Raw genomic sequence first — 15,386 nt, 5'->3', positions numbered from 1 at the left:
TCAGGCGGCCTGCTCGGTGGTGTCGGGAATACCCAGCGTATCAAGCGCAAGTGCTTTGGTGCCGGTGATGATTTCAGCCTCGAATGCGGTCGGCGTTTGGTGCGCCCACGTGCGGGCTGTATCAGAAGACAGACGGCGGGTTTCATCACAAAGCGCTGGAAAGGTCGCCTCCCAGCTATGCCCCTGCCGCAATCCGAAGGCCGCAATCTCTTTTGAAGGGTGGCGTTCGAACTCTCCGCCGCCGCCCTTGATTACGGTCAGGCCGTTCAGCCCCAAAAGCGCTGCCGCGTCGGCCTGCAAGAGGCGATAGGACGGGTGAAACACACCCTGCACACAGGCCGACGCAGCGCCCGGGTTCAGCATGCGGCAGACGGTGTTGACGCAGGACCGCAATCCAAAAACCCGCCGCAAATCCAACAGCCGGAACAGAGCGGGATGTGCACGTTCCAGCGGCAAATAGGCGATACCGTCGCGATCAAGCAGCCGTGCAATTTCGTCAGCGCAGTCTCCAACCCCGATCCCCGCAACGGCTAAGCCGTCCCGCACCTGTGCATCGGCGCCGTTCCAGCCATGCAACAAGACGCGGTGGCCCGCCTGCGCGACCTCCTGCGCCGACAGCAGGAACCACGGCGCACCGCGTGTGCGGCCGGCGGCATAGCTGGGCCAATCCAGATCGACGGGCGGCAAGGCGGGCATATGCGCCTGCGCCGCGGCGGCAAACCCGGCAATCTCGGGCGCAGTCTCGCCTTTCATTCGCAAGAGCATCAAAAGCGCGCCCACAGCTTCGGCATCTGCATCCCCCCGCAACATGGAGGACATGGCATCAAAGGCTTCCTCCTGCGTTAAGGACCGTGACCGCCCGGGCCCGCGCCCCAGCGTACGAACATGGGCTGACAAGCTCATTCTGCGGCCTCACGGGTTAAAAGATTGTTCAACAGTTCCGCGATTTCCGGGCGGCAAGAACCGCAGTTAGTCCCAGCCCCCAGTGCTTCGCCGATACTTTCGACTGACATCAGACCGCGCGTTTCGATCGCTTCAAGTATGGTGTTGATCCCCACGCCAAAGCAGGAACACAAGGTTGGTCCGGGGTTCGGGGCGTCGGCTGCAGGGCGTCCCGTTAACGCGCCAGCCGCGCGGGTGCCGGGCAATGTCACGAGGTAATCACGCATGATCGCGACAGGGGTTGGCGACACAAAGAGCGCGCCCAAAAGCACCCCGTCGGCGTGAGCCGCGATCCGTGCAGAGCCGCGGCGCGCATCTATGATCGTGGTCAGCACAGCAGTCGGCGCATCAAAAAGCCGCCTTGCCTCGGCCTCCCAATCGTCAGGCTGCAGGCGGCCAGCCAACTCGGCGCGAAACCCGCGCGATGTCCGCGCCAAGGCCCAGTAGTCGGCGGTCAAGTGCATAGGTTTTTGTGCGACGGCAAAACCGTACCAACCGGCATCGAACCGGCGCAGGTCAACAACGCCCGCCTTGCTTTCGGGCTGGCCGGAAACCGGATCGCAGGCCGCCGCGATCAGCGCGTCGATCCGGGCAGAGGGGGCTGTCTCTGCTGTCCAGTGCATTGGGGCAAAGACCTGCCCTGTCTGCACAGCATCGGTGATCCGCGCGCGCAGGATGCTGACACCCGTGGGGCTGGAGACCTCTACCAGATCGGAGGGGTGAATGCCCAATACCGTGGCATCTTCGGGGTGAATTTCGAGAAAGGGTTCCGCCAGATGGGCCGACAATCGCGGGCTTTGGCCGGTGCGGGTCATCGTGTGCCATTGGTCCCGCACGCGGCCTGTGTTCAAACGAAACGGATAACGCCGCGTCGTCCGGGCCGCTGGCGGCCGCCACGATACGGGCAGCAAACGCGCCCTGCCATCTGGGTGAAAGAACTGCCCATCCGCAAAGAACCGCCCGCCTTGGCGCGCAGCGGTGATTGGCCAGCGCTGCGGGGCGAAATCATCATATTGCTGGTCCGTGATCTTGGCCAAACCCGAGATATCGAAATCCCGTCCGAACCGTCCCGCAATACCTGAAAGGGCTGCATATTCGCGAAAAATCTCTGCTACGCCGTCAAAATGAAATCCCGTTTCGAACCCCATCCGCCGCCCCACCTCGGTCTGAATATGCCAATCCGGGCGGGCTTGGCCGGGTGCGGGCAGTACGCTGCGCTGGCGGCTGATGGTACGGTCGGAATTGGTGACGGTGCCGTCCTTTTCAGCCCATGCAGTGGCGGGCAAAAGCACGTCGGCCAGCCGCGCCGTGTCGGTCTGATCGGTAATGTCGCTGACAACGACGAAGGGGCATTCGGAAATTGCATCCCGCACAGCATCGGCTTCGGGCATGGAGACGGCGGGATTGGTGTGAATGATCCACAGCGCTTTGATCCGCCCGTCGCCCACCGCTTGAAACATGTCGACAGCTTTGAGCCCCGGCTTATCGGGTAGCGAGGGCACGCCCCAGAAATCACGCACGGCAGCACTGTGATCGGCATTCTCAAGATCCAAGTGACAGGCCAACATATTGGCCAGCCCACCGACCTCGCGCCCGCCCATCGCATTAGGCTGTCCGGTCACCGAGAATGGGCCGCAACCGGGCTTGCCAATCCGACCAGTCGCGAGGTGGCAATTCAGGATCGCATTGACCTTGTCGGACCCGCTGGTCGACTGGTTCACGCCCTGCGAGTAGATCGTCACGACCTTCTCATGCTGCATCCAGAGGCGGCAGAAAGCGACTATTTCCGCGTCGCTCAGCCCGGTTGCGGCCCCGCTTTCGATACGAGCCCTGTGCAGGGTTTCATCATAGCCGCTGGTATGGCGCAGAAAATCCGCATCACAGGCACCGCCATCATAGATCTCGCTAAAAAGCCTATTGAAAAGCGCCACATCTGAGCCGGGTTGCAAGGCCAGATGCATATCGGCGCCATCACAGCTCGCGGTCCGGCGGGGGTCGATCACCACAATCTTGGTCCCACGGGTTGCGCGTGCTCCCAGTAGGCGTTGGTACAGTACAGGATGACACCAAGCGAGGTTCGACCCCACAAGCACAACAAGATCGGCCTCGTCGATGTCTTCATAGGTGCCGGGCACGGTGTCGCTGCCAAAGGCGCGCTTGTGACCGGCAACCGATGAGGCCATGCAGAGCCGGGAATTCGTGTCGATATTGGCCGACCCGATGAAGCCTTTCATCAGCTTGTTGGCGACGTAGTAATCCTCTGTCAGCATCTGGCCAGAGACATAAAAGGCGACGCTATCTGGGCCGTGCTGCGCGATGGTTTGCGAGAACCGGTCGGCGACATGCTGCAAGGTCCAGTCCCAGCCCGCCTCCTGCCCATCAACGCGGGGGGCCAGCAGGCGGTTTCCCAGACCCACGGTCTCCCCCAGTGCCGCCCCTTTGGAGCAGAGCCGCCCACGGTTCGCTGGGTGATCAGGATCGCCGCGCACATTCAAACCGCCCGCCCCATTCGCACGCAGCAGCACGCCACAGCCCACGCCGCAATAGGGACAGGTCGAGCGCACCTCTGGCATGGCGGAGCCGTCCATCACGCGGCACTCCGACTTGCAAGCTTGGTCGCATCGATCAGGATGCGCCCAGCCTCTACCCGCGCAGGATATGTGGAGATGACCCCCTTTTCGCCCTGCGCCTGCCCGGTGTTCAGGTCGAACACCCAGTTGTGCAGCGGGCAAGTGACGGATTGACCATGAACGATCCCTTCAGACAGCGGTCCACCCTTGTGCGGGCAGCTATCGGTGGTAGCGAAAACCTCCGCCTCGCCGGTGCGGAAAAGGGCCACGCAGCCAAGTGCCGTCTTGATCTTGCGCGCACCGCGCAGGGGAATGTCGTCTATCGCGCCGATGTCGATCCAGTTCATTCCGCGGCCTCCAGTGTCAGATTGGCGAGGGGCTGGTACCGCTCTGCCGTTTTGGCGTGCTCGGCCCAGGGGTCTTTGCGATAGATGGATTGGCTGAGCTCGAATGCCGCGATCAGCCGTGCGCGTTCCTCGGGGTCGGCGATGCGGGCCTGCACCCAATCGAGCCCAACCTTGGCGACCCATTTATAGGCGCGGTCGAGGTATTTGGCGTGCTCACGGTAAAGTTGGACAAAGGCAATCGTCACATCAATCGCCTCTTGCTCGGTGCCGACATCACAAAGGCGCTCGGTCTCTTTGACGTCCATCCCCGCTGCGCCGGCAACGCTCACCTGATAGCCGCTGTCGACGCAGATGATCCCAACATCCTTGCAGGTGGCTTCGGCACAGTTACGCGGGCAGCCGGAGACACCCAGCTTGACTTTGTGCGGCGTCCATGACCCCCAGAGCGCCTGTTCCAGCTTGATGCCGAGGCCGGTGCTGTCCTGCGTGCCAAAACGGCAGTGGTCGGTGCCGACACAGGTTTTCACCGTGCGCAGCCCTTTTGAATAAGCATGGCCCGAGACGAGCCCCGCCTTGTTCAGATCGGCCCAGATATAGGGCAGGTCTTCGCCCTTCACGCCCAACAGATCAATGCGCTGACCGCCTGTGACCTTGACCGTCGGCACATCGTATTTGTCGGCGGCATCGGCAATGGCGCGCAATTCGGCCGGGTTGGTGATCCCGCCCCACATGCGCGGCACGACGCTGAAAGTGCCGTCTTTTTGAATATTCGCGTGTTTGCGTTCATTCACGAAACGGCTCTGCGGGTCGTCTTGATACTCTAGGGGCCAATCGGCCAGCAGATAGAAGTTCACTGCAGGGCGGCAAATGTGACAGCCGTTGCGGGTTTTCCAGCCCAACTCCTGCCAAACGGCCTCTTTAGACTTCAACTCCTGCGATTTGATCAGCAGGCGGATGTCCTCATTGGTTAGGTCACAGCAGGGGCAGATGGGCTGGGCGGTCGGCATGACGAAGTCATCACCCAGTGTGACCTGCAAGACCTGTTCGACCAGCCCTGTGCAGGTCCCGCAGGACGCACTGGCCTTGGTCGCGGCCTTGATCGCGGCCAAATCAGTCGCGCCGCTTGCGATGGCGTCGGTGATGGTGCCTTTGCAAATGCCGTTGCAGCCGCAAATTTCCGCGTCACGCGGCAATGCTGCAACGGCTGAGAGCGGGTCCGAGGTATCGCCCCCCTGAAATGCCGGACCGAATATGAGCGTCTCGCGCATTTCGTCGATATCGGTGCCGTCTTTGATCAACTGGAAGAACCAATTGCCATCTGCTGTGTCGCCGTACATCACCGCGCCAATCAATCGGTCTCCCTCAATCACCAGCCGTTTGTAGATGCCCCGTGCAGGGTCACGCAGCACGATATCTTCACGCCCTTCCCCTTCAGCAAAGTCACCCGCGCTGAACAGATCGCAGCCGGTTACTTTCAGCTTGGTGGCAGTATCCTTCGCGATGAAAGCATCGACCCCGTCTAGCAGGCTCCGCGCCAGAACCTTGGCCTGATCATAAAGCGGCGCCACAAGCCCGAAAAGCTGCCCGTCAAACTCCACGCATTCGCCCACGGCAAAGATATCTGGGTCCGACGTCTGCATCTGCGCATTCACCTCGATGCCCCGCGCGACCGTCAGCCCCGCGTCGGTCGCGAGCCGGGTTTCGGGCCGGATGCCAACGGCCATGACCACCAGATCGGCTGGCAGGGTTTCGCCGTCTTCCAGCACGACGGCCTCGGCCCGTTCCGCGCCGATGATCGCCTTGGTTGAGGCCTGCGTGCGGATGCTGATGCCGCGCCCCTCGAGGTCCTTGCGCAACAGGTAACCTGCCGCCTCATCCAATTGCCGCTCCATAAGGTGGCCCATCAGATGCACCACCGTGACCTCCATTCCACGTTCGGCAAGGCCGGCTGCGGCCTCCAACCCTAAAAGCCCACCGCCGATGACCACGGCTTTGCCGCCCTTCCCCGCCGCGCTTATCATCGCATTGGTATCGTCCAAATCACGATAGGTGACGACGCCCGGCAGGTCTTTGCCGGGAACCGGAATGATGAAGGGCGCAGAGCCGGTGGCGATGATCAGCTTGTCATATGGAAGATGGCCATTCTGACCGGAGACCACCTTCATCGTCGGATCGATGCCAGACACAGGCTCACCAAAGCGACAGGTCACACCCTGTGTGGCATACCAATCGCTGTCATGGGTGACGATTTCCTCATAGGTCTTTTCGCCCGAGAGCACCGGGCTCAGCATGATGCGATTGTAATTCCCCCGCGCCTCCGCGTTGAACAGGGTGATGTCAAAGGCATCTGGATCGGTCTCAACCAGATGTTCGATGACGCGGCCCGATGCCATGCCAGCGCCGATGATGACCAGTCTTTGTTTCATGGGTTCACTCCGCCGCCATTGTTTCAGGGGTTTTGGGCTTGGGTTTTGCGCCGTGCTCATATTCCTCAAGGAAATCGAGCACCTCTTGCCTGTAGCCGTAGTAGTCAGGATGCTGCAGAAGCATCTTGCGCGTTCTTGGCCGGGGCAGATCGACCTGCGTGATCTTGCCAATGGTGGCCTGCGGCCCGTTGGTCATCATGACCACACGGTCAGCCAGCAAGATCGCCTCGTCCACATCATGGGTGACACAAATCGCCGTGACCTTGGTGCGCGACCAGACCTCCATCAGCACTTCTTGCAGTTCCCAACGTGTCAGGCTGTCGAGCATGCCAAACGGCTCATCAAGCAACAGCAGCTTGGGGCTGAGCGCAAAGGCCCGGGCGATACCGACACGCTGCTGCATACCGTTGGACATATCGCTCGCCCGCTTGTCCATCGCATCGCCCAGCCCAACCCGCTCCAGATAATACTCCACCACATCCTGACGCTCGCCCTGCGAGGCGCGGGGGTAGACCTTGTCGACACCGATCGCCACATTCTCTTTGGCGCTGAGCCAGGGGAACAAGTTGGGCGATTGAAACACCACGGCGCGCTCAGGGTCGGCGCCCTCCACATGGGTGCCGTCCAACACGATGGAGCCCTTCGATATGTCGTTCAGCCCCGCCGCCATGGTCAAAACTGTCGATTTGCCGCAGCCTGAATGGCCGATCAACGAAATGAACTCTCCCTTCTCGATCTTGAGATCGAAATTCTCGACCACCGTCAGCGGGCCTTTGGGCGTGGGGTAAACTTTGTGAAGCTGGCTGAAATCCAGATAACGGCTGCGCAATGTGCTCTTCTCTGCTTCGGCCAGAGCGGCGGGGAGGCCGTGGATCGGGGTCACGTTCGGCAAAAGTCGGGTGCCCTCGACCTTGGCCTCAATCCCAACATCCATCAGGTATTTGGTTACATCCGCGCGCAGGCGTTTGAAGGTTTCATTGGTGTTCATGCGTCCCCGATCCCGAGGGCGCGGGATCTTGACGGGGAACTCCTTGCCCAATGTGCCATCCGGGTTCAGGGCGATGATCCGGTCAGCAAGGATGATCGCCTCGTCCACATCGTTGGTGATCAGCACACAGGTCTTCTTGTCGGCTTCCCAAATATGCTCGATCTCATCAGCGAGATTGGCGCGGGTCAGCGCGTCGAGCGCCGACAATGGCTCATCCAGCAAAAGCACTTCAGGGTTCATCGCCAGCGCGCGGGCCACATTGACCCGTTGCCGCATCCCGCCCGAAAGCTCCGCCGGGCGGCGTGTAGCGGCATGGCCAAGGCCCACCATCTTGACATAGTGCGCGACTTTCTCGGCGCGCTCTGCCTTGGACAGACCGGGAAAGACCGTGTTCACCGCGAGGCCGACATTACCGCTGACCGTCAGCCAAGGCATCAGCGAATAGCTTTGAAAGATCATCGCGCGTTCCGGCCCCGGCCCGGTGACGGGCTGGCCCTTAAAGCTGACCTTTCCCTTGGACGGCTGCTCCAGCCCCGCCATCAGGTTAATGAGCGTCGTCTTGCCGCTGCCGGAAAAGCCGAGCAGCACGAGGAACTCCCCCTCACGCACATCCAGGTTGATGTCCTTCAGCACATGGGTCGCATGGGTTCCCGAGCCGAAGCTCTGGCTAACATGATCGAGTTTCAGAATGCTCATGTGAGTGTTCCTTTCCGCTATCGCCGCAGCACAGCTCAGCGGTTGTTCGTGAAGGTAAAGAGCGACTGCAGGGCGTACATCACCCGGTCCAGCAGGAAACCGATGATGCCGATGGTCAGCACTGCGACCATGATCCGGGCGAGCGAACTGGAAGACCCGTTCTGAAACTCGTCCCAGACGAATTTGCCAAGTCCCGGATTCTGCGCCAGCATTTCAGCGGCGATCAGGACCATCCAACCCACCCCGAGCGACAACCGCAGCCCAGTAAAGATCAGCGGCAGGGCGGAGGGCAGGACCAGTTTGGTGATCTTGGTCCAAGTGTTCATCTTCAGCACCTTCGAAACATTCACCAGATCCTTGTCGATGCTCGCCACGCCCAGTGCAGTGTTGATCAGCGTTGGCCAAAGCGAGCAAAGCGTCACGGTAATGGCCGAGACCAAGAAGGACTTGGACAGCAAGCCATCATTTGAGGCCGCAACGGCGGAGACCACCATCGTCACGATCGGCAGCCAAGCCAGCGGGGAGACCGGTTTGAAAATCTGAATGATCGGGTTCAACGCGGCGTTGGCCGTGGGCGAGAGGCCCGCCGCGATCCCAAGCGGGATTGCCACAGCACTCGCGATCAGAAAGCCGAAGAATACGGTTTGGATTGAGGTCCAGATTTGTTGGTAATACGTTGGCGCACCGGTATAGGCGCGCTCAACAGGGGGCATGCCCTGTTCGACGCGGCGTTCATTCAAAACCGCAACCTGCGCTTCGAATTTGGCACGGCTCTCGGCCTTGGCCTGCGCGTCCTCATGCAGGGTGACCGCCTCAGACCACACCTGTGCCGGACCGGGGATCGCGCCGAGCGAGGTTTGCACTGTCGGGGCCAATGTCGCCCAAAGCGCGAGGAACCCGATGATCGCAAGCAACGGCACCCCCAACAGGCGCCAGATCTCGGCGATTTGGGCCTTAGGATTGTCCCCGGCGACGGCTTTCAGGATCGGGGTCAGCCATGCCAGCCCAATAACCTGAAGCCACTTATCGGCGGTGTTGATCCGGGTGAAGCGCCTCTCGCGGCGCGCCGCGCGTGCTGGATCAGCGGTAAAATTCGGGTCTGCGGTGCTCATCGAACTGTCTCCTGCGGGAATGGGAAAAGCACGGGCGAGACGGCGCGCCAGTGCCGCCGGGCCTCAGCCCTGAACTTCGTCGCCGACCACGGTTTGATCGCCTTTCAGCCCGATTGGCAGGCTGTCGAGATAGGCGTTGGGGGCGCGGCCATCGAAGGGAATGCCGTCGATGATGTCAGCCGCAGGTGTCGGTGCCTTGAAGCCGTTGGCCTCCCAGGGGAAGTCTTCCTCCTTGGCCAAACCGTCGTCGACCAGCGACCGGGCGGCCTCCAGATAGATTTCCGGGCGGTAGACGCTGGCGGCGACGTCCTTGAACCATGCGTCGGATTTTGGCTCGGCAATCTGACCCCAGCGGCGCATCTGGGTCAGGTACCAAATCGCGTCCGAATAATAGGGGTAGGTCGCGTTATGCCGGAAGAAGACGTTGAAATCGGGGATGTCGCGTTTGTCGCCTTTTTCGAACTCGAAAAAGCCGGTCATTGAATTGGCAATCACCTCGTAATCGGCGCCGACATATTCAGGACGGCTGAGAATCTCGACGGCTTCGGGGCGGTTGGCATTGTTGTTTTCGTCCAGCCACATGGCCGCGCGAATGAGTGCCCGGACAACCGCTTTGGTGGTGTTGGGGTTTTCCTCAGCGAAGGCATCGGTGATCCCGAATACCTTTTCGGGGTTGTTCTTCCACAGTTGATAGTCGGTGATGACCGGCACGCCGATGCCTTTGAAGACCGCCTGCTGGTTCCAAGGCTCGCCCACGCAATACCCATGGATCGTCCCTGCTTCCAAGGTGGCAGGCATCTGCGGCGGCGGTGTCACCGACAAAAAGACATCCGCCCCGATCTGGCCCGAGATGTTATCGGGGCTGTAGTATCCGGGGTTGATCCCGCCTGCAGCGAGCCAATAGCGCAGCTCGTAGTTATGGGTCGAGACAGGGAACACCATCCCCATGTTGAAGGCCTCGCCCTTGGCATTGAACTCTTCGATCACCGGCACCAGCGCCTCGGCTGAAATCGGATGCTCGGGCCGTCCATCCGCCATCTTGGGAATGTTGGGCAGCATCTTTTCCCAAACCTCGTTGGAGACGGTGATCCCGTTGCCGTTCAGGTCCATCGAAAAGGGCGTGATGATATGCGCCTCAGTCCCGTAACCGATTGTCGCCGCCAAGGGCTGCCCGGCCAGCATATGCGCGCCGTCCAACTGGCCGTCGATCACCCCATCCAACAGCACTTTCCAGTTGGCCTGGGCTTCGAGGGTGACAAAAAGCCCCTCATCAAGGAAGTAGCCCTGCTCATAGGCGATGGCGAGCGGGGCCATGTCTGTCAGTTTGATAAAACCGAAGGTCAGCACGTCCTTTTCAAGGTCAAGCAGTTCAGCGAAGGCGGCGCTGGTCATCACGGTCGAGGCCGCAAGGCCAAGGATAAGGTGTTTCATGGTTGGTCCTTTTGAGGGCGTCCGCGCCGGGCGGAGGTGGATCGGGCAAATAAAAAAGGCCGCTCACTGACCATCGTTGCAAACGATAGAAAGCGAGCGGCCCTGCTCAACGTATCCCAGTCATCGGGAGGAATTCGGTGCAAGCCACGCCATTGTGGATGCACCTTCGATCATGCCGCAATGCAGCGCGTTCTCAACCCTATGATGTCATTATGCAGCAAAAAAGTCGGAGGCGTTTTGCCGTTGCGTAAAAAATAGTCGCCTACAGCGCGGAAGGATCGAAAATCTGGCCGTCGAAAAACTCATTCGGCAATAAAGTCAGCCTCCCCCCCGCTGAAGCCACCGGTGTAGCGCGTGGAATCGCCCCTTCGACCTTTTCCGATGCACCGGGCAGATCGGGGTCCAGCATACTGAGATGCAAACGATGTAGATCTGAGCGGAACACATTCGCAATCGTATCCGCAGTGGGATTGCCACTGCCGTGCGACTGACACAAATGTTGCGCGATCCATCTTGATTGGCTGCGCCACGGAAAGGTTGCGGCGCCGCGGTGAAACTCAAGAAATCCATCGATCTGGCGATGCGCCCCGCGGGACGAAACGATCAAATGCCCCGACAAGGCCCGGTTGATAAGTTCCGACGGCACATCCAGATAGGCTTTGCGCGACAACAGATCGCTGGCGGCGGCATGAACATTCGGGTCGGCCAACCACCGGCCTGCCTTCCAAGTCGCGCGCAACAGACGGGCGAGTAGGTCGGGCTCGGCCTCAGCCCAGTTCGTGCGCACGGCCAGAACCTTTTCAGGTGCAAAACTCCAGATCGCCTTGCCCGGCAGCAGCAATGCACCGACGCCGCGCTCAACCGCAACCGACCCCCAAGGCTCGCCTACGCAAAAGGCGTCCACCTCCCCCGCTGCCAGTGCGCTTGCCATAAGCGCAGGCGGCACGGTGCGGATTACGATCCCGTCCGGTCCAAGTGCTGATGCCCGGCTCCAGTAGCGCAACAGTTCGACATGCATCGAAAACGGGAATGGCACCCCAAATACGATCGGTCCGTGGCGGTCCTGTGCAAGTGCTTCTGCAGCCTTGAAAGGATCGACAAAGTCGAAGTCATAGCCCAAAGCGCGCAGCCGGTCTTCGAGCGGTTTGCCAACCCCTAAAACAGTGCCGTTGACCGACAGGACCGACACCGCCGACAGTGCGGTCGCGACCCCGCCCAACCCCATCGCCATTGCAACCGGCAGCGGCGACAGCATATGGGCAGCGTCGACACGGCCAAAGGCCAGCATGTCTCGGATTGACGACCACGACGGCGCGGCGGTCAGGTCCAGCGCAATGCCCTCAGCTTCGGCAAAGCCCAACTCTTGCGCTACGATCAAGGGCGCGGCATCCACCAGGGGGACGTAAGCAACAGGGATGGTCGTCGTCTTCATCCGAGCAGCCCCGACGCGGTCACCAGTGCTTCGGCCACGTCAGCCACCCGCCGCCCCTGGTCCATCGCGGCCTTCCGCAGGAGGGCATAAGCGGCTTCCTCATCAAGGCCCTTGGCCTTCATCAACAGCCCCTTTGCACGGTCAATCACCTTGCGTTCTTCCAAGGCGCGGCGTGTCTCGGCCAATTCACTGCGCATCTGACGCACCATCGCAAAACGCGCAATCGCAGTGTCCATTACCGGCTTTAGTCGGCCCGGCGCGAGTCCATCGACAACATATGCCGAAAGCCCCGCCTCAATCGCCGCCTGTGCCAGCCCGCCAGCCGCACCGGATACGAACATCGCCACAGGACGCTCCAACGGGCCAGAGGCCAGCGTCAGTTCCTCCATCACGTCGCGTGTCGGGTTGCCTGCGTCGATCAGCACAATATCGGGCACATGGGCGGCGATCTTGCGGGCGAGGCCACTGGAATTGCCGACAACGAAAACGTCACAAACGCAGGCCTCTTTCAGCGCGTCCACGATCCCAATCGCGCGCTCTTGATCTTCTTCGACAACAACGATGCTTAGGGTCTTGGTCATGGGTGCCCCGCCACCTTCTGAACTGGTGGCGCTGTATCGGGGCGAAACTCCGACACCAAGAAATCAATGAAGGCGCGGGTCTTCGGGGGGAGATTTCGCCGCCCCGCGAACTGCACGACGATATCGGTGCTGGCAGGCGCATAACCGGGCAAGACCCGCAGCAACTCACCCGACTGCAGTTTCGCGTCCACCAGATAGCTTGGCAGCCGCGCGATACCGATGCCAGCAAGGGCGGCGTGAAATATCACATCTGTACTGTTGCCTTCGAAATCCCCAACCGCGTCAAAAGGGTTCGCTCCGCTTGTCTGGTCATCGTTCCATGCATTCCTGCGGCTATTCCCGGCAATTCTAAGACAGTTGTGCTTCGACAGATCGGCGAAGCTAATCGGTGTTCCGCGTCGCTCGATGTATTGCGGCGCCGCACACAACACGCGGCGGCTTTGCATTATGCGGCGCACGACGACATCGGGGTTCTTGTACTGCTCAGCAAAACTGACCGCCGCATCGAAACCTTCCGTCTGCAGGTCAATGTCACGGTCCGTCAGCTCCAGCGACACTTCTACGTCTAGGTTCTTAGCCAAAAATATGGGTAAGGCCGGGATCAACTGAGATTTGCCGAATGCCACCGTCGACGCGATCCGCAATTTGCCGCGCGGCGCATCATCTAGGTTAGAAATATGCGCTTCGGCTTCTTTGAATTTCTCTGCCATCGCTTGGCACTTAAGGTAAAATTCTTGGCCTTCCTGTGTCGGCGAAACGCCTATCCGCGTGCGATTGAGTAAGCGAAAGCGCGCGTGATCCTCCAACAGGCTGATCTGCTTGCTGACTGCCGATGGGGTTTGCCCCATAGAGCGCGCCGCCGCAGAAATGCTCCCTCGCTCGACCACGGTGGCGAAGATCAGCATTTGCGCTGAGATATCCATGTCAACTCACTCATATTTTCCAGTTTGGCGCTGCACCGCTGGGCGAGAGACAAACTGCGAAGGCCTCTGCGCAGTCTCGGCTCTGCAATGCAGCAAAGATACTGCGCAGCAGCAATGGCTCGAACATTATGAAATTCGATTCCCACGGGTCAGTGAGGCTTGGCGACTACTTTTGATGCTCTCTGCCTATTCTTTCATCGAGTTTGTGTTTGCCGGTACGGGAGACTGTTGCGTTAATTGCAGTTCTTGGGAAGGTTGCTGTTTTTGATGTCGAGTATGCCGCGCAAATCGCCGTTCAAGCATCCCCGCTTTCCACGTGAACTGGCCCCCATTTCGACCGGACACCTTGGACTGACCAAGGAGGCATAAGGATAGCCTTAAGCACGTGCTTATGTCTGAGATGGAAATCATTACTGATGGCGGACGCCGTCGACGCTGGTCTGCGGCAGAAAAGCTGCGGATCGTTGAGGAGACCCTCTATGACGGGGACAGCGTTTCCGCTGTTGCTCGCCGTAATGGTGTGGCCCCAAATCTGTTGTATCGTTGGCGTAGATTGATGGTCGAGGGAGGGAGTGTCGCCGTAACAGGGGATGACAGCGTGACCAGCAATAAGGCTGTCCGAGAGATGGAAGCCCGCGTGAGGGAGCTCGAGCGCCAGCTGGGACGCAAGACGCTGGAAGTGGAGATCCTGAAGGAAGCGCTCGACAAGTCGCGCGCAAAAAAACCGACCTTGCTTGCGCAGTCGCTCAAACCGGGCGGTTCCCGATGAAGGCGGTGGCACAAACGTTAGGCGTATCCCGTTCGAACCTGCATGAACGACAGAAAGGAACCACGGAGCCGCGTCGGAGCTATTATAACGCTCAAGACGCGGCTCTCTTGCCACGTATCGAACGTTTGGTGGCGGAGCGCCCAACCTATGGCTACCGCAGGATCACTGCAGTGCTGAACCGGGAACTCCAAGCAGAAGGCCTTGCCCCAGCAAATCATAAACGCGTCTATCGCATTATGAAGGCCAATAACTTGCTGCTGGAGCGATCCGGCTTCAACTGGCCAGAGCGCGCCCATGACGGCAAGGTCATCATGGTTCGGTTGAACTTGCGCTGGTGCTCTGACGGGCTGGAGTTCACCTGCTGGAATGGCGACATTATCCGCGCGGCGTTCCTGCTCGATGCTCATGATCGTGAGGTCATCGCCTGGCGGGCCGTCGCCAATGCCGGGATTAGCGGCTCGGACGTCCGTGACATGCTTTTGGAGGCCGTCGAGAAACGCTTCGGCAGCTATCGCGCGCCAGAGGTGGTCGAGGCCTTATCCGACAATGGAAGCGCATACACAGCAAGGGAAACCCGCATCTTTGCTCGCCAGTTTGGCCCAAAGTCATGCTTCACGCCAGTCGCCAGCTTGCAATCCAACGACATGTCAGAGGCCTTCGTAAAGACGCTCAAGCGCGATTACGTGCGCGTCAATCCAATACCCGATGCCGAAACCGTTTTGAATTTGATAGGAGAATGGATTGAGGACTATAACGACAACCACCCACACAACGGCCTAAGATGGCGCTCGCCTCGCGAGTTCATCAAGGCCACAACCGAAACTGCTTAGGTGTCCGCTGAAACGGGGGCCAGTCCACATGGATATGGGGAGTGTCATGAACTTTGTGTATCAGGTCTGGCCTATGCGGGTTTTAGATACAGTCACGCATTGAAGCGATCCTCGAACATTATGGCGAAATGATTGCGAGCCGCAAACCATTCTCGAACATTCCGGCCGCCTTTCTCAAATTTGCGGATCGCCAAACAAGTTGGCAAAGCCGCGCGGCATGCTCAATCTTAAAAACCGCAAACTTCCCAAGACCTCCGATTACCGTAACAGTCTCCAACCACTGCCTCAGAGGACATATTTTGCATAGTTATCATGGCATTAGCTTCCATCGCTTCTTAT

General features: G+C 59.9%; 11 protein-coding genes. 1 reads left to right on the top strand and 10 read right to left on the bottom strand.

The window, feature by feature from the left end; genetic code table 11:
- The 10 genes from K3759_RS19055 to K3759_RS19010 all read right to left on the bottom strand — a co-directional run bounded on the left by K3759_RS19055 (position 1) and on the right by K3759_RS19010 (position 13,448).
- Complete coding sequence (locus tag K3759_RS19055) at positions 1–903, bottom strand: glycosyl transferase family protein (RefSeq protein WP_259986555.1); 903 nt, start codon at positions 901–903, stop codon at positions 1–3.
- Positions 900–3,530, bottom strand: coding sequence for a nitrate reductase (locus K3759_RS19050; RefSeq protein WP_259986599.1), 2,631 nt, complete (start codon positions 3,528–3,530; stop codon positions 900–902). Before K3759_RS19050 ends, K3759_RS19055 begins: the two co-directional genes overlap by 4 nt.
- On the bottom strand, positions 3,530–3,859 hold the full coding sequence (gene nirD, locus K3759_RS19045; protein WP_259986554.1) for a nitrite reductase small subunit NirD: 330 nt from the start codon (positions 3,857–3,859) through the stop codon (positions 3,530–3,532). Before nirD ends, K3759_RS19050 begins: the two co-directional genes overlap by 1 nt.
- Positions 3,856–6,285 (bottom strand): nitrite reductase large subunit NirB, encoded by a 2,430-nt coding sequence (gene nirB / locus K3759_RS19040; RefSeq protein ID WP_259986553.1) that lies wholly within the window; start codon positions 6,283–6,285, stop codon positions 3,856–3,858. The genes nirD and nirB overlap by 4 nt, the downstream gene beginning before the upstream one ends.
- A gap of 4 nt (positions 6,286–6,289) precedes the next feature.
- On the bottom strand, positions 6,290–7,969 hold the full coding sequence (locus K3759_RS19035; protein ID WP_259986552.1) for an ABC transporter ATP-binding protein: 1,680 nt from the start codon (positions 7,967–7,969) through the stop codon (positions 6,290–6,292).
- A gap of 35 nt (positions 7,970–8,004) precedes the next feature.
- Entirely contained in the window at positions 8,005–9,081 is a 1,077-nt protein-coding gene (locus K3759_RS19030) for an ABC transporter permease (RefSeq protein WP_259986551.1), read from the bottom strand.
- 63 nt (positions 9,082–9,144) lie between these two features.
- A complete protein-coding gene (locus tag K3759_RS19025; protein ID WP_259986550.1) occupies positions 9,145–10,512 on the bottom strand; it encodes a CmpA/NrtA family ABC transporter substrate-binding protein in 1,368 nt (455 codons plus the stop codon).
- 262 nt (positions 10,513–10,774) lie between these two features.
- Entirely contained in the window at positions 10,775–11,944 is a 1,170-nt protein-coding gene (locus tag K3759_RS19020) for an ABC transporter substrate-binding protein (RefSeq protein ID WP_259986549.1), read from the bottom strand.
- Positions 11,941–12,525: an ANTAR domain-containing response regulator gene (locus K3759_RS19015; RefSeq protein ID WP_259986547.1), complete on the bottom strand. Its 585-nt coding sequence runs from the start codon at positions 12,523–12,525 to the stop codon at positions 11,941–11,943. The genes K3759_RS19020 and K3759_RS19015 overlap by 4 nt, the downstream gene beginning before the upstream one ends.
- Positions 12,522–13,448 carry a LysR family transcriptional regulator gene (locus K3759_RS19010; RefSeq protein ID WP_259986546.1) on the bottom strand — a complete coding sequence of 309 codons (927 nt, stop codon included), beginning with the start codon at positions 13,446–13,448 and terminating at the stop codon, positions 12,522–12,524. The genes K3759_RS19015 and K3759_RS19010 overlap by 4 nt, the downstream gene beginning before the upstream one ends.
- A gap of 391 nt (positions 13,449–13,839) precedes the next feature.
- Here K3759_RS19010 and K3759_RS19005 point away from each other — a divergent pair.
- Positions 13,840–15,047, top strand: a protein-coding gene (locus tag K3759_RS19005; RefSeq protein ID WP_409202534.1) for an IS3 family transposase whose coding sequence is annotated in 2 segments (ribosomal slippage) — positions 13,840–14,161 and positions 14,161–15,047 — 1,209 coding nt in all. Because the reading frame shifts where the segments join, the coding sequence is not laid out codon by codon here.
- Positions 15,048–15,386 lie beyond the last annotated feature (339 nt).

This window comes from Sulfitobacter sp. W027 (assembly GCF_025143985.1).
Classification (GTDB): domain Bacteria; phylum Pseudomonadota; class Alphaproteobacteria; order Rhodobacterales; family Rhodobacteraceae; genus Sulfitobacter.
This window is presented reverse-complemented; position numbering and strand designations above follow the sequence as displayed.

Bases quoted from the DNA above. Each gene is read 5' to 3' on its own strand.
- K3759_RS19055 (WP_259986555.1), bottom strand. From the start codon at position 903: ATGAGCTTGTCAGCCCATGTTCGTACGCTGGGGCGCGGGCCCGGGCGG.
- K3759_RS19050 (WP_259986599.1), bottom strand. From the start codon at position 3,530: ATGGACGGCTCCGCCATGCCAGAGGTGCGCTCGACCTGTCCCTATTGC.
- nirD (WP_259986554.1), bottom strand. From the start codon at position 3,859: ATGAACTGGATCGACATCGGCGCGATAGACGACATTCCCCTGCGCGGT.
- nirB (WP_259986553.1), bottom strand. From the start codon at position 6,285: ATGAAACAAAGACTGGTCATCATCGGCGCTGGCATGGCATCGGGCCGC.
- K3759_RS19035 (WP_259986552.1), bottom strand. From the start codon at position 7,969: ATGAGCATTCTGAAACTCGATCATGTTAGCCAGAGCTTCGGCTCGGGA.
- K3759_RS19030 (WP_259986551.1), bottom strand. From the start codon at position 9,081: ATGAGCACCGCAGACCCGAATTTTACCGCTGATCCAGCACGCGCGGCG.
- K3759_RS19025 (WP_259986550.1), bottom strand. From the start codon at position 10,512: ATGAAACACCTTATCCTTGGCCTTGCGGCCTCGACCGTGATGACCAGC.
- K3759_RS19020 (WP_259986549.1), bottom strand. From the start codon at position 11,944: ATGAAGACGACGACCATCCCTGTTGCTTACGTCCCCCTGGTGGATGCC.
- K3759_RS19015 (WP_259986547.1), bottom strand. From the start codon at position 12,525: ATGACCAAGACCCTAAGCATCGTTGTTGTCGAAGAAGATCAAGAGCGC.
- K3759_RS19010 (WP_259986546.1), bottom strand. From the start codon at position 13,448: ATGGATATCTCAGCGCAAATGCTGATCTTCGCCACCGTGGTCGAGCGA.